15 protein-coding genes are annotated in these 20,245 nt (G+C 73.4%); 7 read left to right on the top strand and 8 right to left on the bottom strand.

Annotated features, from left to right (window positions below; genetic code table 11):
- Positions 1-37: 37 nt before the first annotated feature.
- Positions 38-298, top strand: coding sequence for a type II toxin-antitoxin system VapB family antitoxin (locus tag FLV34_RS03910; protein WP_147942388.1), 261 nt, complete (start codon positions 38-40; stop codon positions 296-298).
- A complete protein-coding gene (locus FLV34_RS03915; RefSeq protein ID WP_142645426.1) occupies positions 295-687 on the top strand; it encodes a type II toxin-antitoxin system VapC family toxin in 393 nt (130 codons plus the stop codon). Before FLV34_RS03910 ends, FLV34_RS03915 begins: the two co-directional genes overlap by 4 nt.
- A gap of 5 nt (positions 688-692) precedes the next feature.
- On the opposite strand, the gene cutA is transcribed toward FLV34_RS03915, so the two are convergent.
- From cutA to FLV34_RS03945, 6 genes are all read right to left on the bottom strand, one after another.
- Complete coding sequence (gene cutA / locus FLV34_RS03920; protein WP_142645427.1) at positions 693-3,077, bottom strand: aerobic carbon-monoxide dehydrogenase large subunit; 2,385 nt, start codon at positions 3,075-3,077, stop codon at positions 693-695.
- On the bottom strand, positions 3,074-3,562 hold the full coding sequence (locus tag FLV34_RS03925) for a (2Fe-2S)-binding protein (protein WP_142645428.1): 489 nt from the start codon (positions 3,560-3,562) through the stop codon (positions 3,074-3,076). The genes cutA and FLV34_RS03925 overlap by 4 nt, the downstream gene beginning before the upstream one ends.
- Positions 3,559-4,434 (bottom strand): xanthine dehydrogenase family protein subunit M, encoded by an 876-nt coding sequence (locus tag FLV34_RS03930; RefSeq protein WP_147942389.1) that lies wholly within the window; start codon positions 4,432-4,434, stop codon positions 3,559-3,561. Before FLV34_RS03930 ends, FLV34_RS03925 begins: the two co-directional genes overlap by 4 nt.
- Before the next feature lie 27 nt (positions 4,435-4,461).
- The gene (locus FLV34_RS03935) at positions 4,462-5,844 is read right to left on the bottom strand and encodes a uracil-xanthine permease family protein (RefSeq protein ID WP_142645430.1); all 1,383 of its coding nucleotides are present in this window, start codon (positions 5,842-5,844) and stop codon (positions 4,462-4,464) included.
- A gap of 144 nt (positions 5,845-5,988) precedes the next feature.
- On the bottom strand, positions 5,989-6,216 hold the full coding sequence (locus FLV34_RS03940) for an RNA-binding S4 domain-containing protein (RefSeq protein ID WP_167538717.1): 228 nt from the start codon (positions 6,214-6,216) through the stop codon (positions 5,989-5,991).
- A gap of 9 nt (positions 6,217-6,225) precedes the next feature.
- Entirely contained in the window at positions 6,226-7,803 is a 1,578-nt protein-coding gene (locus tag FLV34_RS03945; protein WP_142645557.1) for a PucR family transcriptional regulator, read from the bottom strand.
- A gap of 483 nt (positions 7,804-8,286) precedes the next feature.
- Here FLV34_RS03945 and FLV34_RS03950 point away from each other — a divergent pair, with 483 nt between their 5' ends.
- From FLV34_RS03950 to FLV34_RS41285, 5 genes are all read left to right on the top strand, one after another.
- The gene (locus FLV34_RS03950; protein ID WP_260617079.1) at positions 8,287-9,192 is read left to right on the top strand and encodes a DUF2877 domain-containing protein; all 906 of its coding nucleotides are present in this window, start codon (positions 8,287-8,289) and stop codon (positions 9,190-9,192) included.
- The gene (locus FLV34_RS03955) at positions 9,189-10,610 is read left to right on the top strand and encodes an FdrA family protein (protein ID WP_147942390.1); all 1,422 of its coding nucleotides are present in this window, start codon (positions 9,189-9,191) and stop codon (positions 10,608-10,610) included. The genes FLV34_RS03950 and FLV34_RS03955 overlap by 4 nt, the downstream gene beginning before the upstream one ends.
- A gap of 34 nt (positions 10,611-10,644) precedes the next feature.
- Positions 10,645-12,030 carry a DUF1116 domain-containing protein gene (locus tag FLV34_RS03960; RefSeq protein ID WP_142645432.1) on the top strand — a complete coding sequence of 462 codons (1,386 nt, stop codon included), beginning with the start codon at positions 10,645-10,647 and terminating at the stop codon, positions 12,028-12,030.
- A gap of 173 nt (positions 12,031-12,203) precedes the next feature.
- The gene (locus FLV34_RS41280) at positions 12,204-14,327 is read left to right on the top strand and encodes a serine/threonine-protein kinase (RefSeq protein ID WP_261985646.1); all 2,124 of its coding nucleotides are present in this window, start codon (positions 12,204-12,206) and stop codon (positions 14,325-14,327) included.
- Positions 14,328-14,940: 613 nt separating this feature from the next.
- Positions 14,941-16,860 carry a serine/threonine-protein kinase gene (locus FLV34_RS41285; protein ID WP_222709404.1) on the top strand — a complete coding sequence of 640 codons (1,920 nt, stop codon included), beginning with the start codon at positions 14,941-14,943 and terminating at the stop codon, positions 16,858-16,860.
- Positions 16,861-16,885: 25 nt separating this feature from the next.
- Here the strand turns inward: FLV34_RS41285 and FLV34_RS03975 are convergent, their stop codons facing one another.
- A complete protein-coding gene (locus tag FLV34_RS03975; RefSeq protein ID WP_147942391.1) occupies positions 16,886-18,511 on the bottom strand; it encodes a bifunctional 3'-5' exonuclease/DNA polymerase in 1,626 nt (541 codons plus the stop codon).
- A 231-nt stretch (positions 18,512-18,742) separates the two neighbouring features.
- Positions 18,743-20,242 carry a metallophosphoesterase gene (locus FLV34_RS03980; protein ID WP_147942392.1) on the bottom strand — a complete coding sequence of 500 codons (1,500 nt, stop codon included), beginning with the start codon at positions 20,240-20,242 and terminating at the stop codon, positions 18,743-18,745.
- Between the last annotated feature and the right edge of the window lie 3 nt (positions 20,243-20,245).

Below are 20,245 nucleotides of genomic sequence, written 5' to 3' on the forward strand. Positions count from 1 at the left end.
TAGAGTCCTAAGGTAGACAGGGTAGAAAGGGGCGGCCATGAGCTTGAACATCAAGAATCCCGAGGCCGAGCGATTGGCGGCCGAGATCGGGGCGCTCACTGGCGAGAGCAAGACCGCCGCCGTCATTTCCGCCCTGCGGGAGAGGCACGAGCGGCTGCTCGCCAAGCTTCGGCAGACCGAGGACGCCGCGATGGCAGACGACATCCTCGCCCTTGCCGCGAGGATCCGCTCGCGAGTGGGTGGGGTCGAGCTGTCAAGCGACTTCCTCTACGACCCTGAGACCGGGCTTCCGTCGTGATCATCGACACGAGCGCGATCATCGCGATCATCAACGGAGAGCCGGACGCCGTCGACCTGGCCAGAGCCATCAGAGACGCGCCGACGCGACGGATCTCGGCGGGGACCTACGTCGAGCTGGCCGCGGTGGTCGAGCGTGCGCGTGACCCTGCTGCGTCACGGCTCCTGGACGACCTTCTCGCCCGGATGAGGGCGCAGATCATGCCGGTCACGCCTGAGCAGGCCCGGACCGCGCGCCGGGCCTACTGGGACTACGGCAGGGGGAGCGGTCACAAAGCGGGACTGAACTTCGGCGACTGCTTCTCCTACGCGCTCGCGAGAGAGTGCGGGGAACCACTCCTGTTCAAGGGTGACGACTTCGTTCACACGGACGTGACTCCGGCGCTCTGACGGGGTCAGCGGTCGTGGCGCAGGGTGTAGAGGTCGGAGGGGGAGATGGGCATCCGGGTGATCGTGATGCCCTCGGCGTCCTCGACCGCGGAGGCGATGACGGCCGAGACGGGGATGACCCCGGCCTCCCCCGCGCCCTTGATGCCGAGCGGGTTCAGCGGCGAGGGCGTCTCCAGGTGGGCCGTCTCGATGCGCGGCACCTCGGTGGCATAGGGCATCAGGAAGTCCATGAACGAGGCGTTCAGCAGCTGGCCGTGCTCGTCGTAGGCCATCTTCTCGTAGAGCGCGCCGCCGACGCCCTGGGCGACCCCGCCGTGGATCTGGCCCTCGACGATCATCGGGTTGATCAGCCTGCCGCAGTCGTGGACGACGGCGTACCGCAGGATCCTGATCTCGGCGGTGTCGGGGTCGGTCTCCACGATGGCCGCGTGCATGCCGGCCGCGAAGGTGGACCTGATCGGCGAGTAGTAGTCCCGGCCCTCCAGCCCCGGCTCCTCGCCCTCGGCCACCGGCGGCCGGTCGTCGGAGGCGGGACCGGCGAACTGCGTGGCCCGTCTGGCCTCCTCGTCGAAGGCGTAGCGCAGCGGGTTGGACAGCACGGCGACGGTCGCCAGCGGGATCGACGCCGACGGCACGCCGGCGACGTGGACCATCCCGTCGGTGATCTCCAGGTCGCGCGGGTCGGCCTCCAGCGCCTCGGCGGCGATCCGCAGTGCCTTCTCCCTGACCTTCCGGCAGGCGAGCGCGATCGCGTTGCCGCTCATCACTGCCGCCCGTGAGGCGAAGGTGCCCACGGCGTACCCGAAACGCCGGGTGTCGCCGGTGACGACCGACACCTTCTCGATGGGCACCCCGAGCTCGGCGGCCGCGATCTGCGCGAACACGGTCTCGTGCCCCTGCCCCTGCGAGGTCAGCCCGGTCGAGACGTGCACCCGGCCGTCGGAGGTGACCTGCACGTGCCCGCCCTCGTACGGCCCGACGCCGGTGCCCTCGACGTAGCAGCCGACGCCGATGCCGATCCGGCGGCCCTCGGCCGCCGCGCGGGCCTTCTCCTCGGGGAAGGAGTCCCAGCCGATCAGCTCCTTGAGCAGGCGCAGCGCCTCGGGATAGTCGCCGCTGTCGTAGATCAGCGGCCGTCCGTCCTGGAACGTCAGGCCCTGGTCGTACGGGAACTCGTCCGGCTGGATGAAGTTGGCCGCGCGGACCTCGGTGCGGTCCCTGCCGAGATGGGCGGCGATGCGGTCCATCGTCCGCTCCATGCAGTACACGCCCTGCGGGCGGCCCGCACCCCGATAAGGCGTGACCTGGACGGTGTTGGTGTAGATCGAGGAGAACTCGACCCGGTAGGCCCCCACCTTGTACGGCCCGAGCAGCTGCGTGGAGGTGATGATCGGCACGATGATCCCGTACGGCGTGTACGCGCCGTGGTCGTGCAGGATCTCGACGTCCAGCCCGAGGACGCGCCCCTCGTCGTCGAACCCGACCCGCACGTGCTGGACCTGGCCGCGCTCGTGGGAGGAGGAGATGAAGTGCTCACGCCGGTCCTCGGTCCACTTGACCTCACGGCCGAGCAGCCGGGCGGCCCACGGCACGAGGACCTCCTCCGGCCACGGATGGACGATCTTGACGCCGAACCCGCCGCCGACGTCGGGCGCGATCACCTCCACCTTGGGCAGCGGCAGCCCGAGCTTGGCCGCGATCGCCATCCGCACGCTCGTGGACGTCTGGGTGGAGGTGTAGACGCGCAGCGACTCGTCGTCGGCGTCCCATCGGGCGTACACGCCCCTCCCCTCCAGGGGCATGCTCGCGCTGCGCTCGATGTCGAGGCGGAACTCCAGCGTGTGCGGGGCGGCGTCGATCGCCTCGCGCGCGGTCACGCCGCCCGGTCCCGCCACCTCCTGCACGAGGTGCGCGCCGACGTTGCCCGGCACGTCCTCGTGCACGAGATGGACCCCGCGCACGGCCTCCTCGATGCCGACGACCGGCTTGAGGATCTCGTAGTCGACCCGGATCAGGGCGCAGGCGTCCTCGGCGAGGTAGCGGTCGCGGGCGACGACCATCACGACCGGCTCGCCGACGTGCCGCACGATCTCCCTGGCCAGCGGGTACGCCGTACGGCCGTGGGTGAGCGCGGGATGCGGGATCAGCAGCGGCAGCGGCTCGGCCAGCGCGCCCGGCAGGTCCTCCCACGTGTAGATCGCGACCAGTCCCTCGACGTCGACGGCGTCCGACACGTCGATGTCGAGGATCCGCGCGTGGGCGTGCGGCGACCTGACGAAGGCGGCGGCCAGCGCGCCCTCGCCCAGGTCGTCGAGGTAGCGCCCCCGCCCGGTGATCAGCCGGTCGTCCTCGCGCCGCCGGACCGGCTCGCCGAACAGCTTCGTCGTCACCGGCCCTCCTCCGCCTGCAGCTCGGCGGCGCGGTGGACCGCCTTGAGGATGTTCTGGTAGCCGGTGCACCGGCACAGGTTGCCCGCCACGGCCTCCAGCGCCTCCTCCTCGGTGGGCACGGGGTTGTCGCGCAGGAACGCGGTGACCGTGCACAGGAACCCCGGGGTGCAGAACCCGCACTGCAGGGCGTGACACTCGCTGAAGGCCCGCTGCACCGGCGACGGCTCGCCGTCGCGCGCCAGCCCCTCCACCGTCGTGATCTCGTGGCCGTCCGCCGTGACGGCGAACGTCAGGCACGACCGCACCGGCTCTCCGTCGAGCAGCACCGTGCAGGCGCCGCAGACGCCGTGCTCGCAGCCCACGTGGGTGCCGGTGAGGCCGAGGTCGTGGCGCAGGCAGTCGGACAGCAGCCGCCGCCCCGGCACCGTCGCCTCCCGCACGACGCCGTTGACCGTCAGCGTCACGTGATGGCGTGTCTCGTTCACGATTCCTCCCCGCGGGCCGCGAAGGCCGCGTCCCGCAGCGCCCGTGCGGCGAGCACCCCGGTGAGGTGCCGCCGGTAGTCAGCCGTCGCGTGGATGTCGCCCTCCGGATCGACCCGGTCCCGTACGGCTCCCGCCACCGCCTCCCAGTCGGCCTCGGCGGCCGGGCCAGGGCCGCACGCCGGGGTCACGTCCACGACGACGGGGACCGGTCCCACGCTCACGCAGGCGACACGGGCGGCGGCGACGCGCAGGTCCTCGCCGAGCGTGACGGCGGCGGCCACCCCGGCCACCGCGTAGTCGCCGTGCCGCCGGGCCACCTCGTGGAAGGCAGTGCCCGACCGCGGGGGCAGCGCAGGGAAGAACGCCGACACGGCCAGCTCACCGGGCCGCACCGCCGACTCCATCAGGCCGGTGAAGAACTCCGCGGCCGGCACCTCCCGCTCCCCGTCCCGGCTCGCCAGCCGTACGGACCCGCCGAGCAGCGCGAGCACGGCGGGCATCTCGGCGGCGGGGTCGGCGTGCACGAGGCTGCCCACCACCGTGCCGCGGTTGCGGATCACGGGATGGGCGACCAGCCGCAGCGCCTGCCGCAGCAGCGGCAGCACGGCGGCGGCCTGCGGCGAGCGCTCCACGGCGGCGTGCCGGGCCAGGGCCCCGACGCGTACGCCCGCAGGCCCGGCCTCGATCCCGTCCAGGCCGGGCACGCGGTTGACGTCGACGATGTGGGCGGGCGCGGCCAGGCGCATGTTGAGCAGCGGGATCAGGCTCTGGCCGCCCGCCAGCACCTTCCCGCCGGGCCCGGCCTCGGCGAGGACGTCGAGCGCCTCGCCGAGGGTGACCGGGCCGTGGTAGTCGAACGGAGGCGGTTTCACCGCGATCGCACCCGCGGCGCGGGCCGCTCAGACCGCCGGGTCGCGTTCGAGCCCGATCTCCCCACCCGTGACCTCCTTCGCTCGTCTGCTCGCGATGGCGCGGAGCAGGTGATAGCCGGCGAGCACCACGATCGTGCCGAGCGCGATCCCGGCGAGCGAGAAGTCGCCGGTGATCTGGTGGGTGACCGGCCCGATCGCGAGGATGATGCCCGCACCGATCGGCACCATGTTGACCGGATCGGCGAAGTCCACGCGGTTCTCCACCCAGATCTTCGCGCCGAGCAATCCGATCATGCCGTACAGGATGACCGTGACGCCGCCGAGCACGCCGCCGGGCGTGGCGGCGACCAGCGCGCCGAACTTGGGGCACAGGCCGAACAGGATCGCGATGATCGCGGCGATGTAGTAGGCGGCCGTCGAGTAGACCCGGGTGGCCGCCATGACGCCGATGTTCTCGGCGTACGTCGTGGTGGGCGAGCCGCCGACGGCGGTCGCGACCGCGGTGCCGACGCCGTCGGCGATGATCGCCTTGCCCATCTGGGGGTCGACGTCCGCGCCGGTCATCTGGCCCACGGCCTTGACGTGGCCGACGTTCTCCGCGATCAGGGCGATCACGGCGGGCAGCACCACCAGCACGGCCGACGCCTGGAACGACGGCGCGTGGAAGTGCGGCAGCCCGATCCAGTCGGCGTCGGCGACGGCCTGGAAGCTCACCCGGGGATGGGTGTCGATCTTCCCGGTGCCCGCGTTGTAGGCGGTGATGTTCCCGAAGACCTTGTCGGCGAGCCACGACACGACGAACCCGAAGACCAGCCCGAGCAGCACGCCGATCCGGCCGAGGAAGCCGCGGAACAGCACGATGAACACGAAGGTCGCGACCATCGTGATCAGCGCGATCCACGGGTCCTGCGGCCAGTAGACGTCGGCCACGACGTACGCCAGGCCGAAGCCGATCAGCATGACCACGGCGCCGGTCACGACCGGCGGGAAGATCCGGTGGATGATCTGCACGCCGAGCACGTGGATCGCCACGCCGCACAGGGCGAGCACCAGGCCGGCGACGAGGATCGCGCCGGTCACCACCTGGTCGGCCCCCGGGGTGTCGCCGCCGAACGCCGCCCGCACCGCCACCACGCCGCCGACGAACGACGCCGACGTGCCCAGGTAGCTGGGGATCCGCCCCTGGGTGAAGAGCAGGAACAGGATCGTCGCGACACCCGACATCATCACGGCCGTGTTCGGGTCCAGCCCCATCACGAGGGGGAAGACGAAGGTCGCGCCGAACATGGCGATCACGTGCTGGGCGCCGATGCCGACCATGCGCGGCCAGCTCAGCCTCTCATCGGGCTTGACGACCTCCCCGGGAGCCAGCCCTTTCCCGTTGCCGTGCACCGTCCATCTGAAAGCCATATACGCCCCTCTTGCTCACCGGGCCGTGGGCCGGTCGGCCACCCCGCAGGCGTCCCTCCGCGGCGTTCACCGTTTGGGGCACTGTAGGACTGGTATGCGCGACAGACATGGGCATGATCTGCCAAACCGGTGAGCTCCCGGGCGTCACACCACGCGGATCGTGTACCCCTCGCCGGTGACGACCTGGCCCGCCCGGATTTTGCAGGCCTTACGCAGCTCCACGCGCCCGTCGACGCGCACCCGGCCCTCCGCGACGAGGTGCTTGGCCGCGCCGCCGCTGTCGGTGATCTGGCAGAACTTGAGGAGATCGCAGAGCGGGATGTAGTCGCCGTCCAGCTCGAAGGTGATCGCTGGGGCCTTCGCGTCGTTCACGCCGCCAGCCTAGATGCCCCTCATGCGCAGCACGTGCAGGGCCAGGGTGAGGTTGAGCCGCAGATGGGCGTCTTCGGTGAAGTTGCCCAGCATGCGCTCCAGCTTCCCGATCCGGTAGCGCAGGGTGTTGTAGTGGAAGTGCAGGCGGCGCGCGGTCTCCGCGACGTTCAGGTTCGTCTCCAGCAGCGCCTGCAGGGTGCGCCGCAGGTCGGCGTTCTCCGCGTCGTCGTCCCCGGCCAGCGGGCCGAGGGTCTCGCGGACGAAGGCGTGCAGCTCGTCGGTGTCGTTCACCAGCGACAGCAGCCGGTAGACCCCCAGCTCGTCGAAGTGGGCGACCGCGCCGGCCCCGTGGAGCTGCCGGCCCACCCTGGCGGCCTTCAGCGCCTGGCCGTACGCGCCGGGCAGGGAGTCCACGCCGGAGGCGACCCGGCTGAGGCCGGTCGAGAAGGTGCCCTCGGAGACGGCGGCGAGCGCGTCCCTGGCCACCTTCGCCGGGTCGGCCGCCGCCCCGACGATCGCCACCACCTCGTGGGAGAAGCCGGCGACCGCGCCGCGCGGGTCGTGCTTGCGCACCGCCGCCTGCCACGCCGCCAGCATGCGGTCCTGCACCGGGCGCTCCTCGGCGTCCGGGTCGATCTCGGCGACCAGCACGCTCACCGGGCGCTCCAGGTCCCAGCCGAACGCCTGGGCGCGCTCGGCCACCCGCAGCCCGCCCCTGCCCGTGAGGACGTCGCGCAGGAAGTCGGCGCGATATTTGCTCTCGACGGCGGTGACCGCCTCCTGCTTGGTGATCACCAGCGCGGCGACGGTCGCGGCGCGCTCCAGGATGTTGATGTCGCTGGGGGTCAGCGTGCCGTTGGCGCTGTAGGCCGCGATCCTCCCGTGGTGATGGCCGCCCGCGACGACGGGCACCGCCGCGTAGTGACCATCGCCGCCCGGGGGCGGGGCCGACGGCGTCCGCGCGAGCGCCGCGTTGATCTCCCGCAGCCGCGCCACCTGCGCCGAATCGCCCGCGGCCGCGAGGAGATGCCCAGCGGCGTCGGTCGCCCCCACCGCCACCTGCAGCAGCCCGGCCACCTCCGCCGTGACCTCCCGCATCCCGCCCCCGGCCAGCACGATCTGCACGAGCGCCCGATGCGCCTCCTCCGTACGGGCGAGGATCGCCGCCTGGCGGTTGAGGATGTCGGTGAGCACCTGGTTGAGGATGTCGTCGAAACCCACGTCGTTGGGCAGCAGGATCAGCGGGAAGCCCAGCCGGTCGGCCTGCTCGACCATCTCCCCCGGCAGCTCGTCCAGGTAACGGCCCAGCTTGATCGCCAGCGCGGCCAGGCCGCGCTCGTCCAGGTCGGCCACGAGCCGGTCGAGCGACTGCGGCGTGTTGCGCAGCGGGTAGCCCGTGGTGAGCAGCAGCTCGTGCGGCTTCACCCAGGCGAGGATGTCGGGCACCTCCATCACGTTGAGGCGCTGCACGATGCGGCCGAGGCCGCCCCGCCCGGCGATCAGGCGGGCGTCCGCCAGCGTCGAGACCCCGAGCACCTCGCCCACCGACACGCCGTGGAGGATCGTCCCCGTGCTCGCCAGGCGCATGGCGGGCGGGGCCGGGTCGTTCTGCAATGCCGTCTCCGCAAGTGCCGTCAACGGGGTCGCACGTTCTGTGACCATGGGTCGCTCACCCCTCCTCGCTCGCTACGCGGGCCGCTCGTACCTCACGGACCACTCCGCTCGCTGCGTCGGGTTCACTCGTGCTTATGGCTCGCTCACCCCTCCTCGCTCGCTACGCGGGCCGCTCGTACCTCACGGACCACTCCGCTCGCTGCGTCGGGTTCGCTCGTGCTTATGGCTCGCTCACCCCTCCTCGCTCGCTACGCGGGCCGCTCGTACCTCACGGACCACTCCGCTCGCTGCGTCGGGTTCGCTCGCGATCACGGGTTGCGGACCTCTCAGGGCGATTGTGCACGACGGCGGTCCTGGCAGGAAGAGCCAAGCATTCGGCCGACTGTTGGCATCTTTCTCCGTACGGAGGGGGGAGAGCGAGGCTTAGCGTCGGCAACGACTGCTTCGGGAGGTCCGGTGAGTGTTGGCACGCGCCCGAGAGGGCGGCGGGCGACGACGCCCGCGTCCCGCCCCCCGGCGGCCCCCACCTTCATGAGCGGCGCCGCGAGCGTCGCCGTGCGGCCCGCGCTTGAGGCGCCCCGCCGCCCGGCCAGAGTGCTCGCGGTCTTCCCCCTCGCGCTCTACCTGGAGATCAGGAGCGAGTCAGAACCGCACGTGATCGCCGTGGTGACGGGCGAGGCCACCCGCCTGCCCAACGCCGTGCTGCTCCCCGAACGCCTCGACGGGGTGTCGGCGGGCGACGACGCCTGGGTCGGCGAGGGCTCCGTCGAGGTCGGCGGCGTGTCGATCTGCGTGCGCCGCTGGTGGGACCCCGCTCCCCCGCTCGGCCCCGCCGATCCCGTACGGCTCGCGCCCGCCCTCGGCCTGCTCGCCCGCACCCGCGCCGCCTCGCCCCGGCGGCCGGGACTGGACCCGGACGGCGCCCCGGCGCTGCTCGACCACGGCTGCCGGGCCGGTTCGCTCGTGGAGAGCATCACCGCGGCCGAACGGCTGATCGGCCTCGGCCCGGGGCTGACGCCGAGCGGAGACGACATGCTCGCCGGGCTGCTGGTCGCGCTGCGGCACCTCGGCGCGGCGGCGGGCGTGCCGCGCGCGGTGTGGCTGGCCGACTGGCTCGCCGCCGCGGTCACCTACGACGCGCGCACGAGGACCACGTCCATCTCGGCCACGCTGCTGCACTGCGCCGCGAGGGGCGAGGCGAGCCCGGAGGTCGTCGGGGTGCTGCGCGCCGTGGCCGGGCGCCAGCCGCTCGAACCCGCCGTGCACCGCCTGCTCCGCCTCGGCCACACCTCGGGAGCCGACCTGGCGTGGGGAGTGCAGATCGGCCTGTCCGCCGTCCTCGCTCATCGGGAGGGCCGTTGAACGACCTGGTCGAGGTGCGTCCGGGGGTCTACCGCGACTCCGTGACGCTGATGCGGGTGAGCCGGGCGCTCACCGAACGGCCCGGAGTGTCCGTCGCCGTCGTCGCGATGGCGACCGAGCTCAACGTGGGCCTGGCCCGCGATCTCGGTTTCGCGGTGCCGCCCGCGACGCCCGGCGACCTGCTGGTGGCGGTCCGGGCCGGTTCGCCGGCGGAGCTGGAGGACGCCTCCGCCGAGCTGGAGCGGCAGCTCGCCGCGCGGGAGCAGCCGGGCGGCACGCCGCGAGGCGAGGCGCCGCCGCGCACCACGCGGTCGGCGGCGCGTGCCTTCGAGGCGAGCCTGGTGCTGGTGAGCGTGCCGGGCGAGCACGCCTTCGCCGAGGCGCTCGACGCCGTGGAGGCCGGGCTCTCGGTGATGATCTTCAGTGACAACGTGCCCGTGGAGCAGGAGATCCTGCTCAAGGACCGGGCGCGGGCCAGGGGCGTGCTGGTGATGGGCCCCGACTGCGGCACCGCGGTCGTGGGCGGGGCCGGCCTCGGCTTCGCCAACGTCCTGCGCCCCGGGAACGTCGGCGTCGTGGCCGCCTCGGGGACCGGCGCCCAGCAGGTGACGAGCCTGCTCGACCTCTCCGACGTCGGCGTCTCCCACGTGCTCGGCGTGGGCGGCAGGGACCTGTCCGCCGAGGTGGGCGGGCGTTCGGCGATGCAGGCGCTGCGCGCCCTCGACGACGACCCTGCGACCGAGCTGATCGTGCTGGTCTCCAAGCCCCCCGCCCCCGAGGTGGCCCGTGCCGTACGCGACCTCGACCTGGCGACGCCGGTCGTCGCCGCGCTGCTCGGGCCGGGGCAGGACGACCTGACCACCGCCGCCGAGAAGGTGCTGCGTGCCCTCGGCCGCGACGTGCCCGAGTGGCCTTCCTGGCCCGCACCCGTACGCCAGGCGGACGCGACCGCCGGGACGAGCGGCGCCGAGCGGCAGGCGGCGTCACGCGGCGGCGCGGCGGACCGCCGGGCACTGCGGGGGCTCTACGCCGGCGGCACGCTGTGCGCGGAGGCGGCCCTCGTGGCGGGCACCGGCGAGTTCACCGACTTCGGCGACGACGCCTACACGCGGGGCCGCGCCCATCCCATGATCGACCCGGCGCTGCGCCTTGAGGCGCTGCGCGGCGTCGCCTCCGGCGTCGTGCTGATGGACGTCGTGCTCGGGCACGGCGCCGACCCCGACCCGGCCGCCTGGCTCGCGCCCGCGATCTGCGACGCGGTCGCCAGGGGCGTGGACGTGGTCGTGGCCGTCGTCGGCACCGACGGCGACCCGCAGGGGCTGCGCGCCCAGGCCGCCCGGCTGAACGAGGCCGGGGCGGCGGTCTTCACCTCCAATGCCGCGGCCGCCCGGCACGCCCGTCTCCTCGCGGGCGGGTGACGGGCGTGTCCGCGCCGACCCGGATCGGAGCCCGATGACCCTCTCCATGCTGTACGGCGAGCCGCGCGTCATCACCGTCGGCGCGCAGGTGCTGGGCGAGGCGCTGGACCGGCAGGCCGTGCCGCGCCGGGAGGTCGACTGGCGGCCTCCGCTGCCGGGCACCTCGGCGGCCCTCGCGCGGGTGCTGGCCGATCCCCGGCGTGAGAGCGCCAACGCGACCGCCGTCGGCAGGATGCTGTCGGCACGGCCCATGCTGACCGGCGTACGCCCGGCGCGTGAGGTCCTCGGCCTGGCGGCCGGGGAGTTCTTCCACGCCGGTCCGCCGATCACCTGGGAGCGCGCCTCCGGCCCGATGCGGGGGGCGCTCGTCGGGGCGATGCTGTTCGAGGGCCTGGCGGCCACCCCCGAGGAGGCGGAGGAACGCCTGGCCTCGGGCGCGGGGATCACCCTCGACTCCTGCCACCACCACCGCACGGTCGGCCCGATGGCGGGGCTGGTCAGCCCGTCCATGTGGATGCTGGAGGTCGCCGACGCCGAGCACGGTGGCACGGCCTACTGCTCGCTCAACGAGGGGCTGGGCAAGGTCCTGCGCTACGGCGCGTACGGGCCCGAGGTGATCGACCGGCTGCGCTGGATGGGCGAGGTCCTCGGGCCGGTGCTCGCGGCGGCGCTGGAGCGGTGCGGCCCTCTCGACCTGCGCACGCTCATCGCGCAGGCGCTCCAGATGGGCGACGAGCTGCACAACCGCAACCGCGCCGCGACGTCCCTGCTGGTGCGCGAGATCGCGCCCGCGATCGTGGAGGCGGCCCCGGACCACGCGGCCGAGGTGCTGCGATTCATCAATGGCAATGATCATTTCTTCCTGAACGCCGGAATGGCGGCGGCGAAAGTCAGCGCCGACGCGGCGCGCGACGTGCCCGGATCGAGCCTGGTCGTGGCGATGGCCCGCAATGGCACCGATTTCGGAATACAGGTGTCGGGGCTGGGCGACCGGTGGTTCACCGGCCCCGCCGGCGTGCCCGACGGCCTCTACCTCGGCGGGTACGGCCCGGACGACGCCAACCCCGACATCGGCGACTCCACCATCACCGAGACGACCGGCCTGGGCGGCTTCGCGATGGCGGCGGCCCCGGCGATCGTCCGCTTCGTCGGCGGCGAGGTGTCCGACGCCGTGGCGGCCACGACGTCGATGTACGAGATCACCCTGGCCGAGCACCCGGCGTACCAGATCCCGGGGCTGGGCTTCCGCGGCACGCCCGTGGGCATCGACGTCGCGCTCGTGGCCAGGACCGGCCTGCTGCCCGTCGTGAACACCGGCATCGCGGGCAGGATCGCCGGAACGGGGCAGGTCGGCGCGGGTCTGGTCAGCCCGCCGGCCGAGGCGTTCACGGCCGCGCTCGACGCGCTGTGCGGTGTGTGAATTCCCAACGACCGTCATCAGACCGTAATATCGTCGTCAACCTCAGATATCCGATGCAATTCGCACGGTCCGTTCGGAAGATCTTGCGGAACGAGCGTGAATTGGGGACCTAATCTATGACGACAGATCGCCTGCTCGGTATGGTCCCCCCTATGCCAGAGGGTCACGGACCTGTGGGTCGCGTCCCCGCGGGAGGCGCCCCCGAAGGGCAGGGACGTCTCGTCGGCCGGCGCTATCGGCTGCTGTCCCCGGTGGGCCGCGGCGGCATGGGGATGGTGTGGCACGCCCATGACGTGCTGCTCGACCGGGACGTCGCGGTCAAGGAGCTGCTCCTGCCGTTCGGGCTCGACAACGCCGGCGCGCAGGCCGCCCACCGCCGCATGCTGCGCGAGGCGCGCTCGGCCGCCCGGCTCAGCCATCCCGGCATCGTCACCGTCCACGACGTCGTCGAGGAGGACGGGCGTCCCTGGATCGTGATGGAGCTCGTCCGCGCCTGGTCCCTGGAGCAGGCCGTACGGCAGAGCGGGCCGCTGCCGGTCGTGCAGGCCGCCGAGATCGGCATCCGGGTGCTCGACGCGCTGCGGCACGCCCACGCGGCCGGCATCCTCCACCGGGACGTGAAGCCCGGCAACGTGCTGCTCACCGCCGACCGCGTGGTGCTCACCGACTTCGGCATCGCCGCCATCGAGGGCGACGTCACGATCACCCAGACCGGGCTGCTCATGGGCTCGCCCGCCTACATCCCGCCGGAGCGCCTGCAGGGCCGCCCGATCACCCACGCCGCCGACCTGTGGTCCTTCGGCGCGACGCTGTACGCCGCCGTGGAGGGCCGCCCGCCCTACGAGGGGCCGGACGCGGTCGCCGTGCTCGGCGCGGTGCTGACGCAGGAGCCCAACCGGCCGCGCCGGGCGGGCGCGCTGCTGCCGGTCATCGAGGGCCTGCTGCGCAAGAACCCGGCCGACCGCCTTCCGGCCGCGCAGGTCGCGGAGATGCTGGAGCGGGTGCTGCACAGCCACGGCGCCGGGCTGCCGGGCCGGGCGGGCACGCCGACGTCGGTGCCGACCCCGCAGGACTCCACCCCCGCCGGGCTGCTGCCGCCGCTCGACATCCCCTCGGGGCCGCTGCCCTCGCGCATCATCGAGACCCCCTCGGGCCCGGTCCGCGTGCCGCTCACGGCGGAGAGCCTCCCCGGGGGCGCGGCCGTCCCGCCCGGCGCCGCACCCCGTCCGGCCGAGCCCCACGCAGGGGAGCCGCGGCCGGACGGCCCCGCGTACGAGCCGCCGGGCGCGTTCGGGCCCGTGAACGCCTTCGGGCAGCCCCCCGCTTTCGACACGGGCTTCGACCCGCTGGCGTCCCCCTCGGGCTCGACACACGCGCCGGAGCGGCCGAAGGAGGCCATGTGGCCGACGCCCGCGCCGGGCGACATGCCCGGCGACCTGGGCGGTGCGCCGTGGCCGCAGCACCGGACCGGGCCGCACGCGGCACCCCACCAGACGGGACCGCACGCGGCGCCGCAGCAGGCCACCGGACCACAGAGCGTCTCGTCGCCCGGTCTCTCGTCGCCCGGTGCCACGTCTCACGGTGACTTCGGGCCGATCGAGGACGCCACGGGTCCGCACAACCCCCGGGCGGGGCGCAGGCGCAAGGAACAGGCCGACGAGGTCGCCCAGGGCGAGGGCCGGTCGAAGCTGCTGCTCGTCGTCGCCGCCGTGGCCGTGGTCGCGGTGATCGCCGGGATCGTGTTCGTGCTGCTGCCGAGCGGCCCGGACGAGGCCGTGGTCTCCCAGCAGGACGGCAGGTCCGGCCACACCCTCGCGCCCCCCGACTCCAACACGCCGACCGCGCGCCCCCTGTCGGCCGTACGCGTGCCCGAGGGCTACCACCTGGTGACCGAGGGCGGGGTGTCGCTCGCGGTGCCGGAGGATTGGAGCACCACGGTCGACGACGGCGTCGTCAGGCTCACGGGCCCGAAGGACAGCGGGCAGAGCATCACGATCAAGAGGATCCCCGACGGCAGCCTGGCGGCGCTGCAGTCCGCCGAGCAGAACCTGGACATCAAGGGCTTCACCGACTACACGCAGGTCCAGCTTCGCAAGGTGGGGGACTACCGCTACCCGGCGGCCGACTGGGAGTACACCTACACCAACAACAGCGAGGTCACCGTCCACGCGGTCATCCGCTATCTGGAGGCGGGCGACCGCGCCTACGCGATCATGTTCGCCTCGCCCGACTTCGACTGGAACGAGTCGGCCGCGCCCGTACGAAAGGCCCTCTGGAGCACCTTCCGCCCCGCCTGACGCCGGAACCCGGCGCCAAGGGTCCGACGCCGGATCTGCTGTCGGACCCTTGGCGCCGAGACCTGCTGGAACTTCGGTGGGGGGCCTGTGCCAGGGCCTGGCGCCGGCACGTGATGCGGGGACCACGGCGGTGTCGGCGACGCGCCGCCGTGGCGCTCCCGGTGCTCCTCCCCGCTTTGGAGGCGTCGGCCGCGCGCGCCGACTGCCTTCCTCACCGCCTCGGGGGCATCTGCCCACCCTCTTCGCGGCCTCGGGGTCCCGGCCGCGACGCCCCGCCTGCTGCGCCGGGGGCGTCCGGCCTCCATGGTGCAGATGGTGCAGGTCACGGCCGCCCGCGCGGGTCCTGCGGTGACTATGTCGGTGCGGTTCCCCTTGTCACTCAGCGTCGGCGTAGCGGGTGACGGCGGGTGACGGCCACCGCCTCCTCAGGAAGCGGACCGTAGTCTCGGGGAACAGCGGCCGGGTCACCTCGCCGGCCGCGTGACCGGCGGCCTCGCGGACCTCGCTCGCCACGTCGAGCGGGCAGTGCGGCGTCGCCCTGCCACACGTTCCCGCGCTTTTGGCGAGAATGGCCTGATCGATGACGCATGATCCCGGATCCGAAGGAGTGCCGGTGCGGACCTTCGAAACGCTGCGGGAAGACGATCCGCAGCAGGTGGGGCCATTCCGCATCGAGGCACGCCTGGGTGAGGGCGGGATGGGCCGCGTGTATTTCGGGCGCTCGCGGAGCGGGCGGGCCGTCGCGGTGAAGGTCGTGCGGCCCGAGCTGGCCGGCGACGCGGACTTCCGCCGCAGGTTCGACCGCGAGATCGCCACGGCCCGCAAGGTCAACGGCTTCTTCACGGCCGGCGTGGTCGACGCCGACCCACAGGGGTCGCCGCCATGGCTGGCCACCGCGTACGTGCCCGGACTGTCGTTGGAAGACGCCGTGGACGAGCACGGGCCCTGGCCGGAGGAGTCCGTTCTGGCCCTGGCCGCGGGGCTGGCCGAGGCCCTGGAGTCGATCCACGCGGCCGGGGTCGTCCACCGCGACCTCAAGCCGTCGAACGTGCTGCTGGCCGACGACGGCCCCCGGGTCATCGACTTCGGCATCTCCCTGGCCGCCGAGGGCGGCTCGCTGACGAAGACCGGCATCACCATGGGATCCCCCGGGTTCATGTCCCCGGAGCAGCTCAAGGGCACCCGGGTCGGACCGGCGAGCGACGTGTTCTGCCTGGGGCTGGTGCTCGCGTTCGCCGCGACGGGCAGCGGACCGTTCGGGCAGGGGTCCTGGCAGGGGCTGTGGTATCGGATCGTGCACGAAGAGCCCGCCCTCGATGGGCTGCCGCCCGCGGTCCGGCCTCTGGTCGCGCGGTGCCTGGCCAAGGAACCCGAGGAGCGGCCGACCGTGTCGGCCGTGCTGAACGAGCTCGCCGGCAGCGGCCGTGACTTCGCCTCGCCCATTCAGCAGGGCCGGTGGCTCCCCCCGGACGTGGCGCAGGCGGTGCGTACGCGCGTCGCCCCGGCCGTCGCCCCGACCCGCACCTTGACCACGTCATCGGAGACGCCGCGCTCGCCGCTGTTCGACGGACCCGGCGCGGCAGCGTACGGCCCAGGACCCGGTCCGATGGCGCACGGCCCACGAACACCGGACGAACCCCGCCCGGCGGCGCATGGCGCGGTCGCCCCCGGCCCAGGGATGCTCGACGGACCTCGCCGAGGGATGCCCGGCCCAGGGACGCCGAGGGGCCCGGAAACGCCTGGGGCGCCGGGGACGCCGCATCCGCACATGGCCGGCCCGCCCGGAGGTCCCCGCGCGGGCGGCGGGTCGGCTCCGCCGGTGAACGCACCCGGTCCGCAGGCGGCCTTTCCGGCGCCGGGCCCTCCGTATTCGCGCCCGGCCCCCTACCCCGCGGGAGCCACTCCCCACCCCGCGGGACCCGTCCCCCACCCGGCGGGAGCCGCTCCCTACTCGGCGCGCCGCCCGGCGCAGCCGTACGCGCCGCAGGTGCCTCCCGCGCCGGGACCACGGCGGCCGAGGCGATACCCCGCCTGGTTGCGGCGGACCACGCGTGCCTGGCTGGTCCTCTGCGTGCTCCTCGTGGCCGTCGCCGCCGTGTGCGAGGTCGGCATGGGCATCTCCGCCACGCCGAGGAGGATCTCCTCCGACGGTTCGGCGTTGACCGTCACGCTGAATCCCACGCTGAAGCCGGCGATCTATGTCTCCGACGCGTCGCCCGATCCGCGCTGCCGGGTCGAGAACGGCAGCGGGCGCAACGTCAGGCTCGTCCGCCCGTCGGCGAGCTACCGGCCGTTCACCACGAGCGACACCAAGTGGCGGCTGCTCTACGAGATCCGCCCGCCGAAGGCGGGCAGCTACACGGTGACGTGCTCCGGCGACGACACCGTGTTCGGCGTCGGAGCCGCGCCCTCCCCCGGCACCCGGGGCATCTCCGCCGCCGCCGTGGCGCTCCTGGTGCTCCTCGCCGTCTTCGGAGCTCCGACCCTGCTGGTGGTCGCTCTCATCACCAGGAAGCGACGTCCGGCCTCCTGAGCCGGAGCCGTCCGGCCTCCGCCCGTCACTTGGCGTCGGCGTAGCAGGTGACGGCCACCGCCTCCATCGGGAAGCGGACCATGGTCTCGCCGAACAGCAGCCGGGTCGCCTCGTCGGCCGCGCGGCCGACGGCCTCCCGCACCTCGCCCGCCACGTCGAGCGGGCAGTGCACCATCACCTCGTCGTGCTGGAAGAACACCAGCCGCGCCGGGTCCGGCAGCAGCCCGCGCAGCACGGCGAGGAGCGTCAGCGCCCACTCCGCCGCCGTCGCCTGCACGACGAAGTTGCGGGTGAACCTCCCCCGGTCCCTGGCCGCCCTCGCCCCCTCGGGACCGGCCCCCAGCCGCCGCCACCGGTCCGACGGAGGCGGGCAGGTGCGGCCCAGCCACGACCGGACCAGCCGCCCCTCCTCCCCCGCGCGGGCCGCGTCCTCCACGAACGCGTACGCCTTCGGGAACCGCTGCCGCATCACGGCCAGCAGCTTGGAGGCGTCGCCGCTGGTGCCGCCGTACATCGCGGACAGCATGGCGATCTTGGCCGACTCGCGCACCCCGCCGAACGCCTGGGCCAGCGCGGCGTACAGGTCGATCTCCCCGGCCGCCCGCGCGAGCCCGAGATCGCCGGACAGCGCGGCCAGCACCCGGGGTTCGAGCTGCGCGGCGTCGGCGACCACGAGCGTCCAGCCGTCGTCGGCGACCACGACCTTGCGCATGACCTTGGGGATCTGCAGCGCGCCGCCGCCGCTGGTGGCCCACCGGCCGCTCACCACCCCGCCGACGACGTATTCGGGCCGGAAGCGGTCGCCGCTGACCCACTGCGCGGCCCAGGTCCAGCCGTGGGCGCTGTAGAGACGAGCCAGTTCCTTGTACGCGAGCAGCGGCGCGACGGCCGGATGGTCGACCGTCTTCAGCACGTGGGAGCGGGTGGACGGGATCTCGATCCCCATGGTCTTGAACGCCCTGACGATCTGCTGCGGGGAGTCGGGGTTGACCACGTGGCCGAAGGCGGCCGCCACCTCGTCGGCCAGGGCCTGGAGCTTCGCGGGCCGCATGCCGTGGGCGGGGCGGGGCCCGAGCAGGTCGGTCAGCAGCGCGTCGTGGACGTCCTCGCGCCACGGCATGCCGTCGTGGCCCATCTCCGCGGCGATGAGCGCACCGGCCGACTCGGCGGCGGCGAGCAGGCGGAACCGCCCGGGATCGGGCGTACGCGCGACACGGCGGCGCTGGTCCTCGAAGACCTCGGCGACCATGTCGGCCTCGGGCACGCCGTGCCGCGGCGGCGCCGGGTCGAACAGGCTCGCCTGCGTCCCACCTCCCTGATGCGCGTCAGACGCCTCGTGCGGGTCGTCGGGCACCGGGAGACCGTGCAGGCGCGCGTAGGCCGCCTGGACCCCTCTGGGCTCCCCGTAGCGCCCGTCGGCCGCCAGCAGCAGGTTCTCGGTCAGCGCAATGTCGTGGCAGCGCGACAGCCGTACCCCGGCGGCCAGGAGCGCCGGGTAGACGCGGCGGGCGTCGGCCCATACCCAGCGGGGCCGCTCGGCGGCCTCCAGCGAGCGTACGGCCGCCGCGAGATCGGGGACCCGGCTCGCCGGCCCGCCCAGGGGCTTCAGAGTGCCGCCCCCCTCGGCGTCGGCCGCCCCCACAACGTGCACCCCCCCAGCGTGCCAGGCGCCGCCGACATTTCCCCAGCCGGTGTTCCCCGGCCAATGCCCAGCCGACGTTTCCCCGACCGAGCCCGCCAGGCACTCCCCAGCCCATCCCCATCGGCCTTACCCAGGCGCCGTCCCCCAGCCGACGTTCCCCGACCGAGCCCGCAAGCGCGCCCCGGGCGGCGTTCCTCCAGCCGTTCGGCGACCGGCGTCCGCCCTGTCGCGCCCGGCCGGTCAGATGGGGATCTCGACCTCGTCCTCCAACGGCGGCTCCTCCTCCTGCTGCAGGCAGCCCGTCGCGGCGAAGCAGCGCAGCCGGATCGTGTCCCCGACGACCGACAGGTGGAGGAAGCTCTTGAAGAAGGGCGGGGTGTCCCAGTCGGACAGCTCGGAGATGTACCGATGGAAGATCCGCCCCACCGGCAGGCGGAACGGCATGGGCCAGCCGCCGAGCAGCCGGGCCGCCCACTTCACCCGCGCGCCGATCGGCGCTCCCGGCGTGGGCCTGGGCGGGGTGTTGCCGATCCGCCGGGACATCACGGCCAGGCCCTCCTCCGGCGTGATGTACAGCCTGGGCAGGCGCAGCCGCTTGCTGTAGAGCAGGCTGTAGAAGGACAGCGAGTCGCCGCGCAGGGGATAGCACTTGAAGTCGTCCTCGTGCACGCCGCCCGCGTCCACTCGGGGGATCGTGTGGGTGGCGTGCATGAACGCCCCGCCGCCCCCGGAGACCACGTACTGGATGAGCCGCCCGTCCACACGGACCGGGTAGCGCTGGTAGTTGTGCACGTCGCCGCCGATGGCCGCCACATAGTTGTGCGCCGGATCCCGGACCACGTCGTCCACCGTGCCGCCGCCCTCGATCTCGCACGGGTGGTAGGCGTTGTTGACGTAGATCGGCTTGCCGGTGATCAGGATCTTGGGCCGGGGGTCGGCGGAGACCCGGCGCAGCCACTCGCCCTGCTCCCGGTCGAGTGTGCCCTTGATGCCGGTGTCGATGCCGACGAGCAGCAGGCGGCCGGTGTCGATCACCCAGTACGGCCCGGGCAGCGCCGGGCCCGGGTTGGGCCGCATCTTCCTGGCCTCGGCGAGGGCGTCCTCGTCGATCGTCTCCGGCTTCCGCCACAGGAGCCCGCGCAGGCCGCCGGGCGACAACCGGAATCCCCGGCCCTCGGCGGACACAGGGTGGGCGTCGCAGAACACGCGCATGAAGCCGCCGAGCCCGTCATACCAGTCGTGGTTGCCGGGCACGGCGAAGATCGGGGCCGGATAGTCCTTGTAGGGCCGGAAGAACTTGTCGCCATACTCGTTGCCCGAGCCGGTCGGATAGATCACGTCGCTGGCGATGACGGCGAACGCGGTGTCCGCGCCGAGCTTGAGCAGCCCGGGCACCACCGCGTACTGCGAGGCGTCGCCCTCGCCGGTGTCGCCGAGCACCAGGAACGAGAACTCCTCCCCCAGGTCGAGCCGGACGCGGAAGTCCTCGTCCACGCCGCGGTCGCGCTGGGCCGCCACCCAGCGGCGGCGCACCCGCGGCGAGGGGTCGCCGAACAGCTGGGCGAGGACCTCGTTGCGGGAGCGCCACAGCGTCGCGGGGTTCAGCCAGCTGAAGGAGTTCCGGGTGGGGCGCAGCGCGTCGAACGTGCCGATCTGCGCGCAGTCCCAGCCCGCTCCGGCCTGCGACACCCGTGACGAGACCTGCTTCCCCCGCGCGGCGGCCGCGCCCATATCGACCATGGG

The sequence above is a fragment of the Microbispora sp. CSR-4 genome (assembly GCF_008033685.1).
In the GTDB taxonomy this organism is placed as follows: domain Bacteria; phylum Actinomycetota; class Actinomycetes; order Streptosporangiales; family Streptosporangiaceae; genus Microbispora.

Coding starts and splice junctions, on each gene's coding strand:
- FLV34_RS03960 (WP_142645432.1), top strand. CDS start 10,645: ATGACCCTCTCCATGCTGTACGGCGAGCCGCGCGTCATCACCGTCGGC.
- FLV34_RS03945 (WP_142645557.1), bottom strand. CDS start 7,803: ATGCGCCTGGCGAGCACGGGGACGATCCTCCACGGCGTGTCGGTGGGC.
- FLV34_RS03980 (WP_147942392.1), bottom strand. CDS start 20,242: ATGGTCGATATGGGCGCGGCCGCCGCGCGGGGGAAGCAGGTCTCGTCA.
- FLV34_RS03935 (WP_142645430.1), bottom strand. CDS start 5,844: ATGGCTTTCAGATGGACGGTGCACGGCAACGGGAAAGGGCTGGCTCCC.
- FLV34_RS03910 (WP_147942388.1), top strand. CDS start 38: ATGAGCTTGAACATCAAGAATCCCGAGGCCGAGCGATTGGCGGCCGAG.